This window comes from Aeromonas sp. R1-2, assembly GCF_040908505.1.
Taxonomy (GTDB): domain Bacteria; phylum Pseudomonadota; class Gammaproteobacteria; order Enterobacterales; family Aeromonadaceae; genus Aeromonas; species Aeromonas veronii.
In genome coordinates this window covers 100,707-123,931 of sequence record NZ_JBFODU010000006.1, presented here as the reverse complement: position 1 = coordinate 123,931, position 23,225 = coordinate 100,707, and the positions used below count along the sequence as shown (strand labels likewise).

The following is a 23,225-nucleotide window of genomic DNA, read 5'->3' as shown; positions in this document are numbered from 1 at the left end:
TGAAATGATGAAAAAGCTCAATACCCTGCTCGCTGCCGCCATCATGTCCGTGCTGGGCACCGCCCAGGCCGCCGATCAAACCCTGGCCATGGTGGTCTCCACCCTCAACAACCCCTTCTTCGTCACCATGAAAGAGGGTGCCGAAGCCAAAGCCAAAGAGCTTGGCTACGAGCTGGTGGTACTGGACTCCCAGAATGACCCGGCCAAAGAGCTCTCCAACATGGAAGATCTCACCGTGCGCAAGGTCGGCGCCATCCTGATCAACCCCACCGACTCCGAAGCGGTCGGCAACGCTATCCGTCTGGCCAACCGCGCCAGCATTCCGGTACTGACCCTGGACCGCGGCGCTGCGCAGGGTGAGGTCAAGGCCCATATCGCCTCCGACAACGTGGCGGGCGGCAAGCTGGCCGGTGACTTCATCACCGAAAAACTGGGTACCGGTGCCAAGGTGATCCAGCTGGAAGGGATTGCCGGTACCTCCGCCGCCCGCGACCGTGGTGAAGGTTTTGCCCTGGCCGTGGCGGCCAACAAGCTGCAGGTACTGGCTTCCCAGCCTGCCGACTTTGACCGCACCAAGGGTCTGAACGTCATGGAAAACCTGCTGGCAGCACATCCGACCGTACAGGCAGTGTTCGCCCAGAACGACGAGATGGCGCTGGGTGCCATCCGCGCGGTGCAGGCTGCCGGTAAAGAGGTAATGATCGTCGGCTTCGACGGCACTGACGATGGCAAAGCCGCCGTAGCCAAGGGTAAACTGGCCGCCACCGTGGCCCAGCAGCCTGCCCTGATCGGTGCCATCGGCGTCGAGACTGCCGACAAGGTGCTGAAAGGTCAGCCGGTCGAGAAATCCATTCCGGTACCGCTGCAAGTGGTCAGCAAATAAATCACAAGGGGGAGGCTCGCCTCCCCTTTTCCCTTTCGTTCAGGTGCCTCCCGGCTTGAGCTCACGCCATCACAGTGTTCAAGCCAAGATGCATTAGGAGTAGTCAACATGAATCGTCTCGTCGTTCTGGGCAGTGTCAATGCAGACCATGTACTGCGCGTTCCCCACTTTCCTCGCCCGGGTGAAACCCTGACCGGTCACAGCTATCAGGTGGTGCCCGGTGGCAAGGGTGCCAATCAGGCAGTCGCTGCCGCCCGCCTTGGCGCCCCCGTCTCCTTTATCGCCCGTATCGGTGATGACGCCATCGGCCACCAGATGAAGAGCGGTTTTGCCAAAGATGGCATCGACGTCAGCGCCGTCGAGCTCGATCCCAAGCTCCCGACCGGTATCGCCATCATCTATGTGAGCGATGAGGGGGAGAACAGCATCGGTATCTCCGCCGAAGCCAACGGTGCCATCACCCCTGCTGTGGTGAAAAACCACGAAGCGATGATCGCCGATGCCCACACCCTGCTGTTGCAGCTGGAAGTGCCGCTCGAGAGCGTCCATGAGGCTGCACGGCTGGCCCGCGCCTACGGCACCCGGGTGGTGCTCAACCCCGCCCCCGCCCGTCCGCTCTCAAGCGAACTGCTGGCGCTGGTCGATCTTATCACCCCCAACCAGACCGAGGCCGAGCTGTTGACCGGCGTGAAAGTCACCGACGAAACGAGTGCCCGCGAGGCGGCCGCCCGTTTCCACCAGATGGGCATTGCGGACGTGATGATCACCCTGGGGTCGCAGGGGGTCTATTGCAGCAACGCACAGCAGCAACAACTCATCCCGGGCTTTCGGGTCAAGGCGGTGGATACCACTGCCGCGGGCGATACCTTCAACGGCGCCCTGCTGGCGGCGGAACTGGCCGGTGCCGATTTCCACAGCGCGGTGCGCTTTGCCCACGGTGCCGCAGCACTCTCCGTCACCCGGTTCGGCGCCCAGAGCTCTATCCCGAGCAAGCAGGAGGTCGACACCTTCCTGCTTGAGCAGACTGCGCAGGGGCACTGATGGCCAATATCAAGGAGGTGGCGGCGAGGGCCCAGGTCTCCACCACCACTGTCTCCCATGTCATCAACGAGACCCGCTTTGTGGCCGAGGAGACCCGCGAACGGGTCTTTGCGGCCATGCGCGATCTCAACTATGCCCCGAGTCTGGTGGCTCGCAGCCTCAAGGTGAAGGAGACCAACAGTATCGGCATGCTGGTCACCACCTCCAGCAACCCCTTCTTTGCCGAGGTGGTGCGCGGGGTGGAACGTTACTGCTTCGAGCAGGGCTATAACCTGATGCTGGGCAACACCGAGGGGCAAGCCGAGACGGCGCTCTCCTACCTCAAGATGATGCTGCGCAAGCGGGTCGATGGCCTGCTGATCATGTGTAGCGAAGGACAGCAAGAGGTGTTCAATCAGCTCGACTGGCTCAAGAGCCTGCCGGTGGTGGTGATGGATTGGGGGCTGGTCAGCGAAGATGTGGATCTTATCGCCGACAACTCCTTCCATGGCGGTTATCTCGCAACCCGCCACCTGATTGAGCTCGGCCACACCGCCATCGGTTGCATCACTGGCCCCCACAGCCGCGCCCCCGCCAACCAGCGCCAAGCTGGCTTTGAGCAGGCGTTGCAGGAGGCATGTCTCACGATCAATCAAGAGTGGATCCAGGAGGGGGACTTTGACTGCGCCAGCGGCCATCAGGCGATGACCCGTCTGCTGGCATTGCCCGAGCGCCCCACCGCCCTCTTTGTCTGCAACGATATGATGGCGATGGGAGCCATCAGTGCCGCCCATCAGGCGGGGCTGGTGATCCCGCGGGATATCTCCATCGTTGGCTATGACAATGTGGCGCTGGCCGAATTTATGTCACCGCCGCTCACCACCGTCAACCAGCCCAAAGAGGAGCTGGGGCGCCTCGCCGTCACCCGCCTGTTAGCTCGCATCAACGGCGAAGCGGTGGAGAACCACCTGATCACCGTCGACCCGGACCTGGTGATCAGGCAATCCTGCGCCCCTCGCCCCTGACGTTCAGGGGCAATCAACGCACAAGGCGACCGCGAGGTCGCCTTGTGTCATTTTGTATCTTGCCGGTGCAATACCGCTTTTTGCCCTCAGGCCAGCGACCGGGTCTCCCTGGCCGCCAGCACTTGCAGTTGCACCAACCCCAATCGTCGGGCCAGAGGCTGCAGCAACTCGCCATCTTCATCACCCTGCGGCAACCAGTAGCGGACAGGCCAGCCGGCTGCCAGCTGCGCCGAGGTGGTACTGCCAATCTCTCTGAGTGCCAGAGTGCAACCCTGCTGGCGCAATCCCGCCAGCAAGACACCATCCGGCTGCAGCGTTGGTATCAGCAACACCAGCGGCGTGCGGGAAGACCCCGGCAGATAGGCCAGTAGATGGGTCAGCTGGGCCTGGTTGTCGAGCGGGACCAGCAGTGCCCGACCATCGGCATACTGCGCCTCGTGCGCTTGCAGCACCTGGGCCAACACGGGCCCCAGTACGCCGCACTCCTGCAGCCAGCGCATCTGACAGGGCGCCCCCTGCTCACGCCACTCAAGTGCCAACAGCCACATCTCGTTGCCCTGTCCGTCCGTCAGCGCCTGCAATGCCACTCGCAGCGGTGCAGGCTCGCGCCCAACCAGCCACTCTCGCAGCTGATGAAGCTGCTGCTGACTCAACTGCAACTGCTGCAGCATGGCAGGCTCAAACCAGCTGATCGCCCCCTCCTGGCTACGCTTGGCCTGGTTGAGGGCCAGGATGGCCTGATCCAGCAACCGGGCGGCATCCTGTTGTTGCGCCTTGGCGACCCCGAGCCGACAGGCCAGATCGAAGCTGCACTCCCGGGTCACGAACTCGAAATGGAGCAGATCCACCAGCTCATGAATGGCGGTTTCCAGCGCATCATTCGCCTTGGTCAGCACCACGGCAAATTCATCTCCGCCGAGCCGGTAAGCGTAGCTGCCATGGGCCTGCTGCAGCTTGTCGGCCACCATCTGCAACAGCCGATCACCGACCTGATAACCCAGCAGATCATTGACCTGCTTGAAGCGCTTGAGATCGAGCACCACCAGGGCGCTCACATCATCGGCATGCAGAGCGCGAGAGAGCTGTTCCTGCAGGGCACGGCGGTTGCCAAGCTGGGTCAGGGGATCGAGCAGGGCAAGCCGACGGTTTGCCAGATTGGCGCGAATAAGGGCTGCGACCAGAGCGCCACCGGTCAGCAACAGGATCAGTTGCCAGATCTGCAGCCAGAACAGGCTGTTGCGGATCTGGCTGACCGAATGCTCCCGCTCCTGGCCGGAGAGGATCTGATCCCCTATCTGTTCGATGAGACGGGTCTGGCTGGCGATCGCCTCCTGCAAGCGGGCAAGCTCTGCCCCCTCGCGCAGCGCACCAGCCTCCATCTGGGGTTCGAGCTGCTTGATCTGCTCGAACAGGGTGGCCAGCACCTTGCCGAGCCCGTGCCGCTGGCGCATCTCGGCGGTTTCACTGCTGATGAGGAAGATATCGAGCCGGTTCCACAGCAGATCGTAATCAAGGCTCAGGGTCTCCATCGACAATCTGCCAGCCCGGTAGAGCTGCAGGTCGTAGAGGAAACGCTGGGATTCGAGCATCACCTGGCTGATGTTCCAGTGGACATTGCGGTAGAAGGTATCGACCAGCTGCTCCTGCCGATACTGCAGATAGAGGCTGCTGCCCGACGAGAGCAGAAACAGCAGCGACACCGCAACCAACAGCAGATTTTGGCGGGATAGCCCCATCAATCGACGATCTCGATGCGGGTCACCTGCCACACCATGCAGTTATGGATGGCGGGCGCGTCCAGCTTGGGATAGGTGGTGAACGGGATGAGCAGCCAAAGCGGCCCCTTGTTGCGCCGGGTCAGCGGTTTGCCGTCCTCCTGACGCACCAGGGTCAGCGGCACGCCGTCGAACAGGGCCAGATCCACCACCTGCTGATAGCCGTTGAGGGCCGAGACGGCGATCTTGCGAGCATCCGGGATCCCTTGCGCCGCCAGCACGGCTGACAGGGTCGGCCCGCGATAGTGGTGGGCGCCCTGAGTCCAGGGGGTAGTCGTGGTGAATTCGGTCTGTGGCAAGGCGGAGAGGGCCGCCTCATCGAGGGTCACCTGCTGGCCATCTGGCAGTACCAGAGTCATCAGGGGGATGGAGGCCGATGCGCTGGCACTGGCCAGCATCAGGAGAAAAAAAGCGATCCATTGCTTTACTGCGGTCATGGTAATTTGCGCCAACTGCGTCCCATTTTTTAAATGGTTGCCAGTGTGGCGATTTCACCGAACCATTGCAACTGTCCCGTCGCACAGTAGCTCAGGGACCGCGCATCTCCATCCAGTTGTGCCCCTCGACTTGCCTCGGTTGATGAATGCCGCACGCCTCCAGCAACTCATCGACATAGGCGGGCACCAGCAGGGAGGCAGGGCCATAGCGTTTTTCGTCAAACTGGCTACCCACCTCGCTCGGCTCGAGATTGAGCTCGATGGTGTGCGCCCCGTTGAGGCCCGCCTCATGGACAAACCCAGCGGCCGGATAGACAGCGCCAGAGGTGCCGATGGAGATAAAGAGATCGCACTGGGCAAGCGCGCTGTAGATGCGATCCAGCCCGAGCGGCATCTCGCCAAACCAGACCACATGGGGACGCATCGGCTGAGGGAACTGGCAGCAGGAGCAGAGCTCGTCCTGATGGAGATCGCCGCGCCACTCGATCACCTGACCGGACTCGGGGCAGCGGGCCTTGAGCAGCTCGCCATGCATATGGATAAGGTTCTTGCTGCCAGCGCTCTCGTGCAGATTGTCGATGTTCTGAGTCACTAAGGTGACCGAACCGGGCAGCAGTCGCTCGAGGCGGGCCAGCGCATAGTGGGCCGGATTGGGGTGAACCTGGGGCTGTTGGAGCTGTTTGCGGCGGGAGTTGTAAAAGCGCAGCACCAGTTCGGGATCCCGGGCATACCCCTCGGGGGTCGCCACATCCTCGACCTTGTGTTCTTCCCACAAACCGTCGCAGGCACGAAAAGTCTTGATGCCGGATTCGGCAGAGATCCCCGCGCCGGTCAGGATCACGATATGTTTATATGACTGCGCCATAAGCTGCTCCGTCTATCCCCGCACAATAAATGTGACCTTAGCACAGGGAAAAAAGTGTCACTATTCGCCCTTGGTCTTAAGCGGCGCCGCTGGCGGTGCGGGTAACCAGGAATCCAGTACCGACAGATCCAGCCTGACAAAGACCATCTCCCGCCCGGTCACCAGGGTCAGCGGCAAGCCAAGGCGCTTGAGCAGGGTCAGCATGGGCCGGTTCTGGGCCAGCACTTCCGCCGTCCACTCCCGGATCCCGTCCGCCCTGGCCAGCAGTGCCAGCGCCAGCAGAATGCGCCGCCCCGCCCCCTTGTGCTGGAAGTGATCCGCCACGATGCAGGAGAACTCCGCCCGACCGGGATGAAGGCGACGGCGGATTGATTGCGCCTGAGCCAGCGGCTCACCAGCCAGATCGGTCAGCAACAGCGAAATCTGTTGTTCGGGATGGTAATTGAGAAATTGAGCCACCTGTTCCGGTGGCGGCGTCCGTTTCGGACGCATAAAGCGCAGATAGATGCTCTCTTCACTCAATGCATCGTAAGCGGCCAGCATGCGGGCAGGCGCCACACCATGCAGCTCGCGCAGCAAGCAAGGCACCCCGGAGACCTCCATAGCCAGTGGCAGCGCGGCCCGGGAAACCGGATGGGGCCAGCCCTCCAGTCCTTTGCCAAGGCGCTCCCGGTGCATGGGCCAGCAGAGGTAGCGCGGCATGGCTTACCAGCGCCCCGTCATACCGCGCTCTCGCCACACCTCGACGTCGAGCAGGTTGTAAGGATCATCCAGATAGACGGCGATCCCCAGCTCCCGAACCCGGGCCATAAAACGCCCCAGCAGGGAGTCACCGGTCAAGGACTCCATCTCCGGCAAGATCCCCTGCCCCAGCAGCAAGGCTTGCAGCGGCAAACGCTCCAGCAGATCGAATGGCAGATGCTGGCTGTTATCGAGCAGCAGCGCAAGCTTGCTCCCCGCCAGACTGGCTTGCAGCACCAGCGCGAAGCGATCGGCATTGCCGAGCAGGTGGTCACGACGGTGGATCAGCAGGGTCAGTTCGGCTGGGGTACGCGACTGCTCCGTCAGCCAATCCTTGAGCGCCTCCCAGCGGCTGGGCAAGCCTGTCACCGCCAGCCAGACCGGATGAGGGGTTGCGGGACTGGAGAGCAGCCCTAGCTGACCCTGCACCTCCCCCTGCCACCGGCGGATGGAGCGGCGCTGGCCGCTCAAGCGCTGCTGACGCAGCGGGCCCAGATAGAGTCGGCGCAGCAACCTGAGAAGTTCGTCGCAATCAAGCGGCTTGGCCAATGCTGCAAGAATGTTGAAACCGGCATCGTGCAGCAGGCGGCGGGCACCGTCGATCAGCGTCTGCTCATGGGCCGAAAGCAGCACAATGGGCAGCCCGGCCTCCTGCAACTGGGGCTGGTTCATCAGCAGACTGATGGCATCTTGCTCCACCAGACTGAGATCGCACACCAGCAGGCTGATGTCGCCCGCCGACAATGCCGCAAGACAAGCCGATTCATCCTGTACCCACTGACAGGAGAGCCCCAACCCGGCGATGGTCTGTTGCAGTTGCATCCCCTGAAACGGGTGATCCTCGAGCAGCAGCACCTTGTTAGCGGCCAGCCAGCTGCACCAGTTACGGTAACTGGCGGCAAGCCCCCCCAGCCAATCCTCGCTAATAGCGTAAATTCCCTCATGCTGCTGCAACTGGGGGAAATAGTCCGCCTGCTGATGAGCGGCGGGGTCGTAAAGGGCAATGGCACCTGCCGCAAACAACCCTTCCCACTGCCAGCAGGCATCCGGTCGGGTACGGTGCAGCGTGACATAGGAGGGCAATGTCATGGTGCTGGCCAACTCATGGGCGGTGCTGTCGAGGGCATAGAGCACAATGGGGCAAAATCCTGCCGCCTCATGCTCTTCCGAATCGAGCAACGCCAGTAATTCTTCATCAGTGATGATCATCTTGAGCCCTCTTTGAAAACTGCTGGCTGAACTCATCCAGTGCCCGGTTCAATCTGGCTTGCAGCATCGGATGGGGCGCCTGTTGCCACTCTTCAATGGCCGCCACCAACGCAGTCGCCCCTACCATTCTGGCGGCCCCCTTCAACTTGTGTAAAGCAGCATTCACGCCAACTTCATCTTCTTCTGTGCTGCAGTGCTCAAGTTCGGCCAAATCATCACGGGTAGCCTTCAGATAAAGGGCGGCCAGTTCATCGGTCAGCAGCGAGGCAATCGGTGTCGGGGCGACAACATTGCTCCCCTCTTTGGCAATATGGCGCAGCAAGGTTGCCAGCTCCTTGAGGGCGACCGGCTTGTCCAGATGGCCATCGCAACCGCAGGATTGCAGCTCCCTTGCCGCCTGATCACTGAGATCTGCGGTGATCACATAGACCGGCAGACGGGCCCAACGGGCGGATTGGCGCAATTGCCTGCACAGCTCGGCCCCGTTCATCACCGGCATCTGCAGATCGGTCAGCACAAAATCCACCTCTTGCTGCGCCAGCATCTCCAGCGCCAGCTGCCCGTTGGCGGCAGTGATAACGCTGGCACCAAGTTGGCCCAGTTGCAGGCTAATCAGCTCGCGATTGACATCGTGATCTTCAACCAGCAGTACCCGCATGCCGAGCCCGGGCTGGGTGCCGGCCACCGGTTGATCCGGGGTCAACCGTGGCTGCAGCAGAGTGATGATGGTCCCGGGCACCCAGGACTCCCCTTGCCAGGCCCAATAGTAGAGCCCCTTCTCGTCCACCTCCGCTTGCAGCGTATCAACGGCGTTGCTGACGGTTGCGATCCCCAAGCGACTGAGCCAGGGCGACAGCGCTTGCGCCTCATCGTGGGGTAAAGAGAGTGCCAGCTGCCGCACATTGGGCAGCCAGTCCGGCTCCTGCTGCACCCGCTTCAGAGGCAACTCGCAATAGAAGCGGCTACCACCACCGGCGCGCCCCTCGACATCGATAAGCCCACCCATCTGCTCGATCAGCTGCTTGCAGATCGCCAGACCAAGACCGGTGCCCGGCGCCCGCAGCTGCCCTTCAACGGCAAACTGCTCGAACGGCATAAAGAGCGTGGTGCGCATCTTGGCGGTGATCCCCGGCCCCTGATCATCCACACCGAAGCGCAAGGTTGATGCGACCACCTCGGCCCACAGCACCACTTCCCCACGCAGGCTGAACTTGATGGCATTGGAGAGCAGGTTGTGGAGCACTTGCCGTACCCGGTGAGGGTCGAGGGTCTGCAGGGCTGGCAGAGCCGGGTCCAACGTAAGGCGCAGTTGCAATCCCTTGGCCCGCGCCTTGGTCCAGTGCACTGCCGCCACGTGCTCGCACAGCTCGGCAAAATCGGTGGGCTGGGGCGAGAGGGAGAGTTTGCTGTTTTCGTTGCGGCTAAAGTCGAGCACATCGTTGAGCAGGCCGAGCAGCTCATCCCCCGCCTGACGCACCCGCGCCAGCGCAGAGTCTTGCTCTCTCGACAAAGGGGTGCTGGCCAGCCACTCCAGCAAGCCGAGCATGGCGTTCATTGGCGTGCGGATCTCGTGGCTGATGGCGGCCAAAAAGCGCCCCTTGGCCAGAACTGCCTGTTGCGCCTGCTCATGGGAGTGCTGCAATGCCTGATCCTGCTCGACCCGGGCAGTGGCATCCTGCATCACCGCATAGATCCGCCAACCCTGCGGCTGACTGCGGCCACGGCCATAGAGCTGCAACCAGCGCAGACCCTTGGTCGGATGGTAATAGCGCATGGTGAACGCGAAGGGTTTGCCAGCCTGCAACATGGCGAACATCTCACGGCTTACCCGGCGGCGATCCTCGCGCTCCAGCATAATGAGCACCCGTTTGGGCTCACGACGGATCTGCTGACTCGCCAGCCCCAGCTGCTCGTAACAACCCCGGCTGATAAACTCGATCCCCCCTACCCGTCCCCGTTCGAACATAAACTGCAGCACCACGCCGGGCACGGTATTGGTCAGGGCACGCAGGCGGCGCTCTGCCTGACGCAGAAAACGGGCCTGCTCACGCAGCACACTGATATCCGACAGGGCGATAAGATCGGTGGCAGGTGCCTGCTTATCCAGCCGCAGCGGATGCTGGGCATAAGCGAAGACCTGATCCCCCAGCACCAGCTCTCCTTCACTCTTCTGGGGCTGTACCGGCGGCAGCATCAACTGCTGCGAATAGCGCAGGGCCAGACGTCGCCCCTGTTTATTGGATTTGATCACCTTGCCCTGGCTATTGCGCAGATAGACGGGCACCGGCAACGCCTGAAACATGGTTTCCCGCAGCTCGCTCTCGATGGCCAGCGCCTTCTCGGCGGCGTGACGCTGGGCCACTTCCCTCGCCAGTTGCTGGCGGGAACGCCAGATCCCGCCGATGACGATACCGCTGATCAGCAGTGCCATGGCAATGGAGCCAAACCAGGCGGCGTAGCTCACGCCAGGCTGCTGCACAACGAGCAAGCGGCGCCAGCGCTGGTTAAGTTCGTCAATCTGGGTGCTGGTCAGCGCCATCAGGTTGCGATCCATCACCCCGGCCAGTTCGGTCTGACTCTTGTTGATGGCAAAGCCAAGGCTGAAGCGATCTTCCAGCTCCTCAATATCGAGCCCTTCCAGCAAGTTGGTACGCTGGGGATATTGCAGCTGATATAGCTCGCTCAGCATGGCGTCTGCCTTGCCCTGTTTGATCGCGGCAAGCCCCTGCTCAAGGCCGTCGGTGCGAACCCACTCCTGATCACCGAGCAGGGCGAGCAAGGAGGGATCGTAGAGGGATTCCGGCACCAGAATACGCTGCCGCTTGAGTTGGGTGATGCGATCGGCAGCCAGCTTGCGCTTGCTGATCAAGGCAAACCGATTGGTGGAGATCGTCCGGCTGAAAATGAACTGATCCGTCAATGCCGGGGATTCCGGCAAGCCGGCCATCATATCCGCCTCACCAAGGCGCAACTTTTCTACGGCCTCCGCCTTGCTGGCTGCAGGTACCAGCTTGTATTTCAGGCCGGTCTCCTGGGTGACCCAGCGCAGCACATCCGCGCTCCACCCTTTCGCCTCCCCCAGATCATTGACGCCGCTATAGGGCATCAACTCGGGATTGACCACCAGGCGAATGGTGCGACCGCGGCCGGATAACCAGGCCTGTTCGGTATCGCTGAAGTGGGGCTGGTTGACATATAGCGACCCCTGATCGAGATAGCGAGCCAGATCGGTATAGATAGTACCGGCGGGCATATGACGGATCAGGGTGTCCACCAGATTGGCCAACTCAGGCTGATCACGCATCATCAGGCGATAGCTGATAATCCGATCCTCACCAAACAGGCGGCGCAGACGCAAACCATCGGCCGGAAACTCGCGCATCAGATAGCGCAGTTGCAGATAGTCCCCCAGATAGGCATCCCCCTTGCCACTCTGCAGCGCGTCGTAGACCTTCTCTCCGCTTTTTAGGGAAATAATACGCGCCTGAGGATAGAGCTCGTGCAGCAGGCGGGCAGAGTCTGCCACCGAATAGACCAGAAAGCGGGCCTGTTTGAGATTTTCTCCCTTGTAGAGGATGGCGGCATCGGTCTCCATCATCGGACGGCTTAACCGCATACCCTCCACGGCCTTCTTGCGGGTTCCAACATAGGGAATGATGTCGCAGTCACCCTCTGCGAGCCCGTTGCGCAATGTCTGCCAATCGGGCAACTCTTTGAGCACAAGCGGAATCGGGAACAGCTCCTGCAACCGGGCGAGACGATCCTTGAGCAGACCCCCCTCGGCCATCAGGTATGGTGGAGGAAGCGTCGCAGGATAGCAGAGCGAAAGCTGACTCAGTGAATTTACATAAGCTTGGGTCGCCGGCGCCAACGGCAGCACTGTGGTCTGCAAAGGCTTGGCGTGCAATGGCAGTGCCAGTACGGCACCCAGAAGAAAAACGGGGAATTTGGTCATCTGAAAACAAAAGCCAGGCATCTGCCTGGCTTTTTATCACTCGTTGGGTTCAACATTTTCTACCCTAGCCTTGAGCTTCTGGCCAGGCCGGAAGGTCACCACGCGGCGGGCGCTGATAGGAATATCCTCGCCCGTCTTGGGGTTGCGTCCGGGACGCTGATTCTTCTCACGAAGGTCAAAGTTACCGAAGCCTGAAATCTTGACTTGTTCACCACGCTCAAGCGCCTGTCGGATTTCCTCAAAGAAGGCTTCCACCATATCTTTGGCTTCACGCTTGCTCATCCCGAGCTGGGTGAACAGGTGCTCTGCAATGTCGGCTTTGGTAAGCGCCATAGATCAATCCCTCAAGGATGCATTCAACTCTTCACCAAGGGCCCGCACGACATTGTCTACGGTCTCGGCAATCTCTTTCTCCTCCAGGGTGCGCTGGGTGTCTTGCAATACAAGACTGATGGCCAGGCTCTTCTTGTCCTCTGCCATACCAGCACCCTGGTATACGTCAAACAAGTTTATTCCAACTACCTGATTTCCGCCAACTTTTTTAATTACCGCAAGCACATCACCTGCCAGAACCTGACGATCGACCACGACGGCGATGTCGCGACGGTTCGCCGGGAACTTGGAAACTTCGGCTGCCACAGGCACCTTGGCCGGGGTCAGCTTGTCCAGCTCCAGCTCAAACATCACCGCGCGGCTCTTGAGGCCCAGCTTCTTCTCGAGGCTCGGGTGGATCACACCGATGTGGCCGATGATCTCGCCATTACGCAGGATGGCTGCGCTCTGGCCCGGGTGCAGGGCGCTGTGCTCGGTGCGCTCGAAGGTAAAGGTGGCCCCTTCGGCGGTCAAGTCCAGCACCGCTTCCAGATCCCCTTTCAAATCAAAGAAGTCGGCTGCGCGGGTTTTGATGTCCCAGTGCTCGTCGCTCTGATTGCCAGTGATGATACCGGCCAGCATCGGCTCCTGACGGATACCGTTCTCGGCGCTTTCATCCTTGATGAAACGCAGACCCTGCTCGAACAGACGCACGCGCGGCTGCTGACGGTTCTGGTTGTAAACGACGGCCTGCACCAGACCCGGGAACAGAGAGACACGCATGGCGGACATCTCGACCGAGATCGGGTTCGGCAGCACGATGGCATCGCTCTGCGGGAACAGGGTTTGCTGGGTCTTGGGATCGACGAAACTGTAGGTGATCGCTTCCTGGAAACCGCGGTCAACCAGCAGGTCGCGTACGCGCTTCAAGGTCACCTGCCCTTCTGCCTGCTCAACCATCGCCAGAGAGGCGGCCGGTTTCAGGTTCGGGATGTTGTTGTAGCCGTAGATGCGAGCCACTTCCTCGATGAGGTCTTCCTCGATGGCGATATCGAAACGCCAGGAGGGTGCCAGCGCAGTCCAACCGTCAGCATCCACAGTCACCTGCATGCCAAGGCGGGTGAGGATCTCGACCACCTGAGCGTCAGCCACGCTGATACCGATCACCTTGTCGAGCTTGGCGCGACGCAGCTTGATGGGGGCAGCCTTGGGCAGATGGGCATCGGATTTGACCTCGATGACCGGACCCGCTTCACCGCCGCAGATGTCCAACAGCAGACGGGTGGCTCTGTCCATCACCTTGGCTTGCAGCTCGGGATCAACCCCACGCTCGAAGCGGTGGGAAGAGTCAGTGTGCAAACCGTAAGCGCGAGCACGACCGGTGATGGAGAGCGGCGCGAAGAAGGCGCACTCCAGCAAGATGTCGGTAGTGGTCTCGGATACACCGGTGCGATTGCCACCGAAGATACCGGCCATGCAGGCAGGACCTTTGGCATCGGCAATCACCAGGGTAGTCTCTTTGAGCTTCACTTCGTTGCCGTCGAGCAGGGTCATCGGCTCGTCAGCGTGGGCGCGACGCACCACCAGTTCCCCTTCCAGGGTAGCCAGATCGAAGGCGTGCATCGGCTGACCGTATTCCAGCAGCAGATAGTTGGTGATGTCGACGATGGCGTCGATGGAGCGAATGCCGCCACGGCGCAGCTTCTCTTGCATCCAGAGCGGGCTCTGGGCCTGCAAGTTCAGCCCCTTGATGACGCGGCCCAGATAACGGGGGCAATCAGCTGGTGCTTCAACCCGGATCGGGAAAGTTGCATCAATGGTGGCAACAGCTGGTGCCCAAGTCGGCTCGACCACGTCGACGCTGTTGAGCACGCCGATTTCACGGGCCAGACCGGCGATACCGAGGCAATCGGCACGGTTCGGAGTCAGATCCACGTCGATGGAGACGTCGTTCAGATTGAGGTAGTCGCGAATATCGGTACCGATGGGGGCATCGGCCGTCAGCTCAATGATGCCATCGGCTTCAACATCGATACCCAGCTCGCTGAAAGAGCAGAGCATGCCGTGAGACGGCTGACCGCGCAGCTTGGCTTTCTTGATGGTGAAATCACCCGGCAGGGTCGCCCCTACTTTGGCCACACACACTTTCAGGCCTTGGCGGCAGTTTGGTGCGCCGCAGACGATGTCCAGCAGCTCGGCTTCGCCCACGTTGACCTTGGTCACACGCAGTTTGTCGGCATCCGGATGCTGGGCGCACTCGACCACTTCACCCACAACCACATTGTTGAACTGGCCAGCCACCGCTTCCACGGCGTCCACTTCCAGACCGGCCATGGTGATCTGCTCGGCCAGTGCATTGTCACTCAACTCGGTGCGGACCCACTCCATCACCCAGGATTTACTGAATTTCATGTTCTCTCGCCCTTACTTGAACTGCTTGAGGAAGCGCAGGTCGTTTTCGAAGAAGGCACGCAGGTCGTTGACCCCGTAACGCAGCATGGTCAGGCGCTCAACGCCCATGCCGAAGGCAAAGCCGGAGTATTTTTCCGGATCGATGCCGACCGAACGCAGTACGTTCGGGTGCACCATGCCGCAGCCCAGCACTTCCAGCCACTTGCCGTTCTTGCCCATCACGTCCACTTCAGCGCTCGGCTCGGTGAACGGGAAATAGGAAGGACGGAAGCGAATGGTCAGGTCTTCCTCGAAGTAGTTGCGCAGGAAGTCGTGCAGAATGCCCTTCAGCTCGGTAAAGCTGGCATGCTCGTCAACCAGCAGACCTTCAACCTGATGGAACATCGGGGTGTGGGTCATGTCGTAGTCGTTACGATAGACGCGGCCCGGTGCAATGATGCGGATCGGCGGCTGCTGATGCTCCATGGTACGGATCTGCACGCCCGAGGTGTGGGTACGCAGCATCAGATCAGGATTGAAGTAGAAGGTATCGTGATCGGTACGCGCCGGGTGATGAGCCGGAATGTTCAGCGCATCGAAGTTGTGGAAGCCATCTTCAATCTCGGGACCACGGGCAACCTTGAAGCCCATCTCGCCAAACAGGCGCTCGATGCGCTCGATGGTGCGGGTTACCGGGTGCAGACCGCCATTCTCGATGCGACGACCCGGCAGACTGACGTCGATGGTTTCGGCAGCCAGCTTCTGGTTCAGCACGGCGACTTCGAGGGCTTCACGGCGCTCATTCAGCGCATCCTGAACCTGCTGTTTGGCCTGGTTGATCACGGCACCCGCGGCAGGACGCTCTTCGGCAGACAAGGCACCCAGGCCCTTCATCTGCTCGGTAAAAAAGCCCTTTTTACCCAGATATTTGACCCGGATTTCGTCGAGGGTCGCGATATCGCTCACGCCCTCAATTTCGGCTCTGGCTTGGCCGACTACTTCTTCAAGCTGTTGCATGTCTTCCTCGTCACCACTCCCGGTACAGGAGCCTTTAGGCTAAATAAGGTCAAGGGGGGAATAATACAAAAAAAGCCCCTTCGCTGACCATAGCTAAGGTTGGCTTTTCTCCCTACAAATCATTTTGTTATATCAAGCGAGTCTTATCGGTTCACCGCCACTCCTTAAATAGTGGGACAAACGTCTAGTTTGTTGGCATATAAGCCATTTGTAAAACAGGTCATCTCGCACATATCGCCTTGTGTGGAGAAAACTGTAGCGCGTGTAAAACAGTGGACAGAATATGGAAGGGACAAAGGGAAAAGTAATGTAAAACCGCAAATGACAGATACAAAAAAGGAGGCCTGAGCCTCCTTTTAGCGTTTATAACAGAACTGGATTAAACCAGAGCTGCTTTAGCTTTTTCAACCAGGGCGGTGAAAGCCATTTTGTCGTGAACGGCGATATCGGACAGGATCTTGCGATCGATCTCGATAGAAGCCTTCTTCAGACCGTTGATCAGACGGCTGTAGGACAGACCGTTCTGACGGGCTGCAGCGTTGATACGCGCAATCCACAGCTGACGGAACTGACGCTTTTTCTGACGACGGTCACGGTAGGCATACTGACCAGCTTTGGTTACCGCTTGTACCGCTACGCGGTAAACACGGGAACGTGCGCCGTAGTAACCTTTGGCGGCTTTCATTACTTTCTTGTGACGAGCTCGAGCAGTCACACCACGTTTAACTCTTGGCATTTTTCACATCCCCCCTTATGCGTACGGCAGACAAGCGACAACACGTTTGTGGTCGGCAGCAGAAACCATGAATTTCGGTCCCAGCTGACGCTTACGCTTGCTGCTCTTCTTGGTCAGGATGTGACGCAGGTGGTTGTGCTTGCACTTGAAGCGACCCGAGCCAGTCTTTTTGAAGCGCTTTGCAGCACCCCGGTTGGTTTTCATCTTCGGCATTTCATACTCCGCATTGTGAGTGACAACAAAATCGCAAGGCGAACCAACTCATGGGGCAGGCCCCATGAGTCAATTTCTTGTGGGCCTTAAGATTTCTTCTTAGGTGCGAGGACCATCACAGCTTGACGGCCTTCGACTTTCGGGAACGACTCGACTACAGCCAACTCTTCCAGATCGTTCTTGACGCGCTCCAGAACCTTGATACCAAGATCCTGGTGGGCCATTTCACGACCACGGAAGCGCAGGGTGACCTTAGCCTTGTCCCCGTCTTCCAGAAAGCGAACCAGGTTGCGTAGTTTTACCTGATAGTCGCCTTCGTCAGTGCCAGGACGGAATTTGATTTCCTTAACCTGGACGACTTTCTGCTTTTTCTTCTGTTCTTTGGTTGTTTTGCTCTTTTCGTAGAGGAATTTGCCGTAATCCATGATCCGGCAAACGGGCGGCTCAGCATTTGGACTGATCTCTACCAGATCAACTCCGGCCTCTGCGGCCAAGTTCAGAGCATCCTGAATGGAGGTGATGCCAATGGCTTCACCATCCAGACCAGTCAGACGAACTTCTTTCAGACGGATCTCTTCATTGATCCGGTGAGCGCGGGCTTGCGGTTGCTTGCCCAGTTTTTTTCCGCCTTTTATAGCTTATTCCTCCACTTTCTTTTGTCCGCGGGTCTGAACTTCCTGGGTCAACAGAGCGATGAACTCTTCAACAGGATAAGTGCCCAGGTCAGCCCCTTTACGAGTCCGTACTGCAATCTTACCGGCTTCAACTTCTTTATCGCCGCAGACCAGCATGAAAGGTACTCGCTTCAAAGTATGCTCGCGGATTTTAAAGCCAATCTTCTCATTTCTCAAGTCCGCTTTTGCGCGAAGGCCCGCATCATTCAATGCTTTGGCTACTTTCACCGCATAATCGGCCTGATTGTCCGTGATATTCATGACCACAGCCTGAGTCGGTGCCAACCAGGTCGGGAACAGACCGGCGTACTCTTCAGTCAGAATACCGATGAAGCGCTCGATAGAACCCAGGATGGCCCGGTGGATCATCACAGGTACATGGCGATCGTTGTTTTCGCCCACATAAGTGGCACCCAGACGACCAGGCAGGGCAAAGTCGAGCTGCACGGTACCACATTGCCACGCACGATCAAGGCAATCGTGCAGGGTAAATTCAATTTTGGGACCGTAGAACGCCCCTTCACCCGGCTGCAGATCGTACTTCAGACCGTTGAGTTCCAGCGCTTCGGCCAGCGCTTTCTCGGCGCGATCCCACATCTCGTCGGAGCCGATACGCTGCTCGGGACGAGTGGAGAGCTTGACCACGATGTTCTCGAAGCCAAAGGTACCATAGACGTCATAGACCATACGAATACAGCCGGAGACCTCTTCCATGATCTGCTCTTCGGTACAGAAGATGTGAGCGTCATCCTGAGTAAAGCCGCGCACCCGCATCAGACCGTGCAGGGAACCAGACGGCTCGTTGCGGTGGCAGGAACCAAACTCGGCCATACGCAGCGGCAGATCGCGGTAGGACTTCAGACCCTGGTTGAAGATCTGGACGTGACCCGGGCAGTTCATCGGCTTGATGGCGTACTCGCGGTTTTCGGACTGGGTGGTGAACATGGCCTGGGCATACTTCTCCCAGTGACCTGAACGCTCCCACAGAACGCGGTCCATCATGAACGGACCTTTCACTTCCTGATAGTCGTACTCTTTGAGCTTGCCGCGGATAAAGGTTTCCAGCTCACGGAAGATGGTCCAGCCATCGTTGTGCCAGAACACCATACCGGGTGCTTCTTCCTGCATGTGATACAGGTCAAGCTGCTTGCCGATCTTGCGGTGGTCGCGCTTGGCGGCCTCTTCCAGACGCTGCAGATAGGCCTTGAGCTGCTTCTTGTCAGCCCAGGCGGTACCGTAGATACGCTGCAGCATCTTGTTGTTGGAGTCGCCGCGCCAGTAGGCGCCGGACATCTTCAGCAACTTGAAGTGGTGGCAGTGACGCATGTTGGGCACGTGCGGGCCGCGACACATGTCGATGTACTCTTCGTGATGATAGAGACCTGGCTGGTCATCACGGGCAATGTTCTGATCCAGGATTTCGACTTTGTAAGACTCGCCGCGCGCCTCGAATACATCACGCGCTTCTTGCCAGGAGACTTTCTTCTTGATGACGTCGTAATCCTTGGCTACCAGCGCCAGCATGCGCTCTTCCAGGGCAGCCAGATCTTCATCGGTCAGGGTACGGTCAAGATCAACGTCATAGTAGAAGCCGTTGTCGATGACAGGACCGATGGCCATCTTGGTCTGGGGCCAGAGTTGCTTGATAGCATGACCCAGCAAGTGGGCGCAGGAGTGGCGCAGGATGTCCAGACCTTCTTCGTCTTTGGCGGTGATGATGGCCAGCGCAGCATCGGCTTCGATCAGCTCGCACGCATCTACCAGTTCACCGTTTACCCGACCGGCAATGCACGCCTTGGCGAGACCGGGACCGATGTCCGCAGCCACATCCATGACGGAAACAGAGTGGGCAAATTGACGTTGGCTGCCGTCAGGCAGAGTAATGATTGGCATTATGTGTTTCCTTATACAGTGGTGACCCCTACCAAAGGTCACATGCGGGATGGAAAAGAGATTCAAAAAGGTGATGTTCTGGTTCTCCACAGCACTTTGCGAAGACGGCCTGACACGTAAACCACATGTCTAACGTGACAAACCAAGCCAAAACGGTCCCATGCTACCAGAAGTCGGGCGTGCTGTATCGGATTTGCAGATATTTTCTACAGTCAAATGAGTCGCCTGCCGACTATTCGCCAAGCAGGGATTGCCAGTTGAAGTCAAAGTCACTGCTCCCCTCCTCGGCCAGGGCCAGTTGCTGCAGCACATGAAGCGCCAGTTTGTTGCCCTTTTGAGCCGCCTGATAGAGCCACTGTTTCCCCTGCGAGAGATCGACACGCCCGCTCGCCCCCATCAGATGGAGCACCCCGACTTTCAGCATCGCCGGCACATCGCCATTACGGGCGGCAAGATCCATCCAGTGAAAGGCTTCGCGCAGATCCCGCTTCACCCCGGCGCCACGCAAATAGGCATCCGCCAACCGGTATTGGCCAAAGGCATCCCCCGCCTGCGCCGACTGGCGATAGAGCGTGATGGCCCGATTGATATCCTGCTCGCTCCCCTGCCCCACTTCATGGCTCCAGCCCATCAAGGCTTGCGCCCGAGGTTGGCCTTGATCGGCCAGTGGCGACCAGATCCGGGTCGCCTCATCGAAATGACCGGTACGCCAGGCACGGTTGGCAGCAACCATCTCCTGCTCGGTGGAGAGCGGAAGCAGACGCCAGATAACAAGGGCAAGCAGACCGATAAACAGCCAGCGGGAAGTGGTGGGTCTCATGATGATTTCCGTGATCCAGCTCTCATTTCGTCTATGTAAACGAAATGTAGCGCCGCGATCAAGCAAGAGATCCCTGCGATAACCCTTTTTGCACCCGGTCTATCAGCAGTAGTTGTCATTTATCCGGGGCACCTGCAAAATAACTGTACGTATAAACAGTGTCGGTGCACACCATGGCAGGACGAGGCAGCCCCCACAATATAGATCACCGTTTTAGCGGCCCCCTTGTCGAAGCGGTTGATGACGGCTGGCAATCGTCCGATTGGGATGCCGCCTTTACTCCTTCTGTGCCTGGCACCGAGGTGCGGGAGATCGATGCACGCAGCATCATCAGCTACAACAGCTCGCCAGATGTCCCCTTTGGTCGCTCCATCAACCCCTATCAGGGGTGCGAGCATGGTTGCATTTACTGCTATGCCAGGCCCAGCCATGCCTATCTGGAGCTCTCCCCCGGTCTCGATTTCGAGAGCAAGCTGTTTGCCAAACGCAATGCAGCCGACCTGCTGCGCCGGGAGTTTGCCAAACCTGCCTATCAGCCACAGACCATCTTCATTGGCGCCAATACCGACCCCTATCAACCCATCGAGCAGCGCTATCGCCTCACCCGGCAGTTGCTGGAAGTGATGCTGGCCCACCGCCACCCGGTCGGGCTCATTACCAAGAGCGCCATGATCTTGCGCGACCTCGATCTGTTGACCGAGCTGGCCAGGGAGGGGCTTTGTCAGGTAATGGTGTCGGTGACGACCTTGAACGAAACCCTGCGCCGACAGCTGGAGCCCCGCGCCAGCACGGGTGCAGGCCGCTTGAAAGTGATCGAGAAGCTGGCCAACGCTGGCGTGCAGGTGGGGGTACTGGCCGCCCCCATGATCCCGCGGCTCAATGAGCCGGAGCTGGAGCAGATCATCAAATCGGCTGCCGAGGCAGGCGCCAGCTGCGCCGATTACATCCTGCTGCGGTTACCCCACGAACTGGCGCCGCTATTTGGGGACTGGCTCGATACCCACTACCCGGGCCAGAAGGAAGCTATTTTAAATCAGTTGCGAGCCAGCCGCGGTGGCGGGCTCAACAGTACCGCCTTCGGTACCCGCATGCGCGGTGAGGGGCACTTTGCCGATCTGCTGGCCCAGCGCTTTCGCCTCATCAGCAAGCGCCTCGATCTGGGCAAACGTCATATTCAGCTCAGGCTGGATGGGTTTATCCGCCCCGGGGAGCAGCTGTCGCTCTTCTAATCCCCCTCTCATGCACTGCATATATCAGGTGCACAGTCCTTGCCTGCCAAGAGGTCTATAGGAAGGATTGTCGCGACAGGATCGCGCTATCCGGTAAAGACAGGGCTAACGCCTTAGCCAGCGCGCTGATCCCGACCCTGTTGCACCATTTCAACCGGTAGTCGCGAGGGTTCATGAGCCACTTCGTGCTCATCCTCTTCATACAGCGGCACCTCTGACTCGCCCCATACCCGGCTCCACCAAATTTCCCACGTGATCCAACTGGTCATATGCAGCTCCTGACGGTGAAGGTGATGGCAACAACGCACCACTCGCCCGGCAGGATAGCGACTGGGAATGACAGGGAAATGACAAAAAAATCACTTGTAAAAAGGCAACTGGCGGTGGCGAGGAAAAGCCGAAACAGTTCACATATTCGGCGAAATCACTCTGAAAGCGGTCACAAATCTGCAGGTTGTGGATTGTAGCTCACTCTGTTCCCGCCAAAGCTGGGTTGCCCATTCAGGCATCTATAAAAACAGGGACACAATAATGAAACACACAGCGGGAATATGGGCGATCGCAGGCATGCTGATCGTCCCCTTGGCGCACGCCGACGTCATACTGCACGCCTTCAACTGGAAGTACAGTGAAGTGACCGCCAAAGCCGACCTTATCAAGTCGGCCGGTTACAAACAGGTACTCATCTCGCCGCCTCTCAAGTCATCCGGCAACGAGTGGTGGGCCCGTTACCAGCCGCAGGATCTGCGTCTTGTCGACTCCCCTCTTGGCAACAAGCAGGATCTCGAGCAGCTGATCGCCGCCATGAAGGCGCGGGGCATCGCCGTCTATGCCGATGTGGTGCTCAACCACATGGCCAACGAAAGCTGGAAACGCCAGGACCTCAACTATCCCGGCAACGAGCTGCTGCAAAGCTACGCCAGCAACCCGGCCTATTTCGAGCGCCAGAAACTGTTTGGCGATCTGGGGCAAAACTTCCTCTCCGGTCAGGATTTTCATCCCGAAGGGTGCATCAGCGACTGGAGCGATCCGGGTCATGTCCAGTATTGGCGTCTCTGTGGCGGTGCCGGTGACAAGGGGCTGCCGGATCTGGATCCCAACAACTGGGTGGTAAGCCAGCAACAGGCCTATCTCAAGGCACTCAAGGGGATGGGGATCAAGGGTTTTCGGGTAGATGCGGTCAAACACATGAGCGATTACCAGATCAATGCCGTGTTCACCCCCGAAATCAAACAGGGGATGCACGTGTTTGGCGAGGTGATCACCACAGGGGGGGCTGGCAGCACCGATTACGAGCGCTTTCTCAAACCCTACCTCGACAGCAGCGGTCAGGGAGCCTATGACTTTCCGCTGTTTGCCTCCCTGCGTGGCGCGCTGGGGTATGGCGGCAGCATGAACCTGCTGGCGGATCCGGGCGCCTATGGTCAGGCGCTACCGGGCAATCGCGCCGTCACCTTTGCCGTGACCCACGACATCCCCACCAACGACGGCTTCCGCTATCAGATCCTGACCCAGACTGACGAGAAGCTGGCCTACGCCTACCTGCTCGGCCGCGATGGTGGCTCGCCGCTGGTCTATTCGGATCACGGCGAGACCCAGGCCAAGGATGGACTGCGCTGGCAGGATTACTACCAGCGCGCCGATCTCAAGGGGATGATCCGCTTTCACAATGCGGTGCAGGGCCAACCGATGCAGCTGGTCGGCAACGGTGACTGCTTCGTGCTATTCAAACGGGGCAAACAGGGGCTGGTCGGCATCAACAAGTGCGACTATGAGCAGGAGTATTGGCTCGATACCGCCAAATTCGAGATGAACTGGTATCGCAACTATCGTGACGTGCTCGACCAAGGAGCCGTGGTCAACGTGCAGAGCCAGTGGGTACGGGTCGCCATTCCCGCCCGCAGCGCCAGAATGTGGCTGCAGGAGTGATCCAGCCGTAAGATCAGCGGAGAGTCATAAAAAGCAGACTAATAAAAAGAGCGACCACCAGGGTCGCTCTTTTTGATCAGAGACGTTGCTCGGGTAACTGA

20 protein-coding genes are annotated in these 23,225 nt (G+C 59.2%); 5 read left to right on the top strand and 15 right to left on the bottom strand.

Annotation, left to right across the window (positions count from 1 at the left end; translation table 11 throughout):
• Positions 1-7 precede the first annotated feature (7 nt).
• The 3 genes from rbsB (at position 8) to AB5Y76_RS00965 (ending at position 2,928) form a co-directional block, all read left to right on the top strand.
• Entirely contained in the window at positions 8-883 is an 876-nt protein-coding gene (rbsB, locus tag AB5Y76_RS00975; RefSeq protein ID WP_005360585.1) for a ribose ABC transporter substrate-binding protein RbsB, read from the top strand.
• A 108-nt stretch (positions 884-991) separates the two neighbouring features.
• On the top strand, positions 992-1,924 hold the full coding sequence (rbsK, locus tag AB5Y76_RS00970; protein ID WP_263717269.1) for a ribokinase: 933 nt from the start codon (positions 992-994) through the stop codon (positions 1,922-1,924).
• Positions 1,924-2,928: a substrate-binding domain-containing protein gene (locus AB5Y76_RS00965; protein ID WP_263717268.1), complete on the top strand. Its 1,005-nt coding sequence runs from the start codon at positions 1,924-1,926 to the stop codon at positions 2,926-2,928. The genes rbsK and AB5Y76_RS00965 overlap by 1 nt, the downstream gene beginning before the upstream one ends.
• Before the next feature lie 86 nt (positions 2,929-3,014).
• Here the strand turns inward: AB5Y76_RS00965 and AB5Y76_RS00960 are convergent, their stop codons facing one another.
• From AB5Y76_RS00960 to AB5Y76_RS00895, 14 genes are all read right to left on the bottom strand, one after another.
• A complete protein-coding gene (locus tag AB5Y76_RS00960) occupies positions 3,015-4,664 on the bottom strand; it encodes a diguanylate cyclase (protein WP_263717267.1) in 1,650 nt (549 codons plus the stop codon).
• Positions 4,664-5,140: a hypothetical protein gene (locus tag AB5Y76_RS00955; RefSeq protein ID WP_263717266.1), complete on the bottom strand. Its 477-nt coding sequence runs from the start codon at positions 5,138-5,140 to the stop codon at positions 4,664-4,666. The genes AB5Y76_RS00960 and AB5Y76_RS00955 overlap by 1 nt, the downstream gene beginning before the upstream one ends.
• A gap of 91 nt (positions 5,141-5,231) precedes the next feature.
• Positions 5,232-6,005 (bottom strand): Sir2 family NAD+-dependent deacetylase, encoded by a 774-nt coding sequence (gene cobB / locus AB5Y76_RS00950; protein ID WP_005336680.1) that lies wholly within the window; start codon positions 6,003-6,005, stop codon positions 5,232-5,234.
• A gap of 60 nt (positions 6,006-6,065) precedes the next feature.
• A complete protein-coding gene (locus AB5Y76_RS00945; RefSeq protein ID WP_263717265.1) occupies positions 6,066-6,707 on the bottom strand; it encodes a GNAT family N-acetyltransferase in 642 nt (213 codons plus the stop codon).
• Between the two features lie 3 nt (positions 6,708-6,710).
• Positions 6,711-7,955 carry a response regulator gene (locus AB5Y76_RS00940; RefSeq protein ID WP_103252047.1) on the bottom strand — a complete coding sequence of 415 codons (1,245 nt, stop codon included), beginning with the start codon at positions 7,953-7,955 and terminating at the stop codon, positions 6,711-6,713.
• Positions 7,942-11,931, bottom strand: coding sequence for a transporter substrate-binding domain-containing protein (locus AB5Y76_RS00935; RefSeq protein WP_263717264.1), 3,990 nt, complete (start codon positions 11,929-11,931; stop codon positions 7,942-7,944). Before AB5Y76_RS00935 ends, AB5Y76_RS00940 begins: the two co-directional genes overlap by 14 nt.
• A 15-nt stretch (positions 11,932-11,946) precedes the next feature.
• Complete coding sequence (gene ihfA / locus AB5Y76_RS00930; RefSeq protein WP_005300715.1) at positions 11,947-12,243, bottom strand: integration host factor subunit alpha; 297 nt, start codon at positions 12,241-12,243, stop codon at positions 11,947-11,949.
• A gap of 3 nt (positions 12,244-12,246) precedes the next feature.
• A complete protein-coding gene (gene pheT / locus AB5Y76_RS00925) occupies positions 12,247-14,634 on the bottom strand; it encodes a phenylalanine--tRNA ligase subunit beta (protein WP_263717263.1) in 2,388 nt (795 codons plus the stop codon).
• A 12-nt stretch (positions 14,635-14,646) separates the two neighbouring features.
• Entirely contained in the window at positions 14,647-15,630 is a 984-nt protein-coding gene (gene pheS, locus AB5Y76_RS00920) for a phenylalanine--tRNA ligase subunit alpha (RefSeq protein WP_005336686.1), read from the bottom strand.
• Between the two features lie 379 nt (positions 15,631-16,009).
• Positions 16,010-16,366 (bottom strand): 50S ribosomal protein L20, encoded by a 357-nt coding sequence (gene rplT, locus AB5Y76_RS00915; protein WP_005336687.1) that lies wholly within the window; start codon positions 16,364-16,366, stop codon positions 16,010-16,012.
• Between the two features lie 15 nt (positions 16,367-16,381).
• On the bottom strand, positions 16,382-16,579 hold the full coding sequence (gene rpmI, locus AB5Y76_RS00910; protein WP_005336688.1) for a 50S ribosomal protein L35: 198 nt from the start codon (positions 16,577-16,579) through the stop codon (positions 16,382-16,384).
• A gap of 86 nt (positions 16,580-16,665) precedes the next feature.
• Positions 16,666-17,196 (bottom strand): translation initiation factor IF-3, encoded by a 531-nt coding sequence (infC, locus tag AB5Y76_RS00905; protein ID WP_196783562.1) that lies wholly within the window; start codon positions 17,194-17,196, stop codon positions 16,666-16,668.
• A gap of 21 nt (positions 17,197-17,217) precedes the next feature.
• On the bottom strand, positions 17,218-19,146 hold the full coding sequence (thrS, locus tag AB5Y76_RS00900) for a threonine--tRNA ligase (protein ID WP_005336690.1): 1,929 nt from the start codon (positions 19,144-19,146) through the stop codon (positions 17,218-17,220).
• Between the two features lie 232 nt (positions 19,147-19,378).
• Positions 19,379-19,966, bottom strand: coding sequence for a tetratricopeptide repeat protein (locus tag AB5Y76_RS00895; RefSeq protein ID WP_263717262.1), 588 nt, complete (start codon positions 19,964-19,966; stop codon positions 19,379-19,381).
• A gap of 173 nt (positions 19,967-20,139) precedes the next feature.
• Between AB5Y76_RS00895 and AB5Y76_RS00890 the strand changes: the two genes are divergently transcribed.
• Complete coding sequence (locus AB5Y76_RS00890; protein ID WP_236345956.1) at positions 20,140-21,195, top strand: PA0069 family radical SAM protein; 1,056 nt, start codon at positions 20,140-20,142, stop codon at positions 21,193-21,195.
• Positions 21,196-21,308: 113 nt separating this feature from the next.
• On the opposite strand, the gene AB5Y76_RS00885 is transcribed toward AB5Y76_RS00890, so the two are convergent.
• Entirely contained in the window at positions 21,309-21,464 is a 156-nt protein-coding gene (locus AB5Y76_RS00885) for a hypothetical protein (RefSeq protein ID WP_005345370.1), read from the bottom strand.
• Between the two features lie 262 nt (positions 21,465-21,726).
• On the opposite strand from AB5Y76_RS00885, the gene AB5Y76_RS00880 reads away from it, so the two are divergent.
• Positions 21,727-23,124, top strand: a complete 1,398-nt coding sequence (locus tag AB5Y76_RS00880) for an alpha-amylase family protein (protein WP_270818225.1) — start codon at positions 21,727-21,729, stop codon at positions 23,122-23,124.
• Positions 23,125-23,225: the final 101 nt, after the last annotated feature.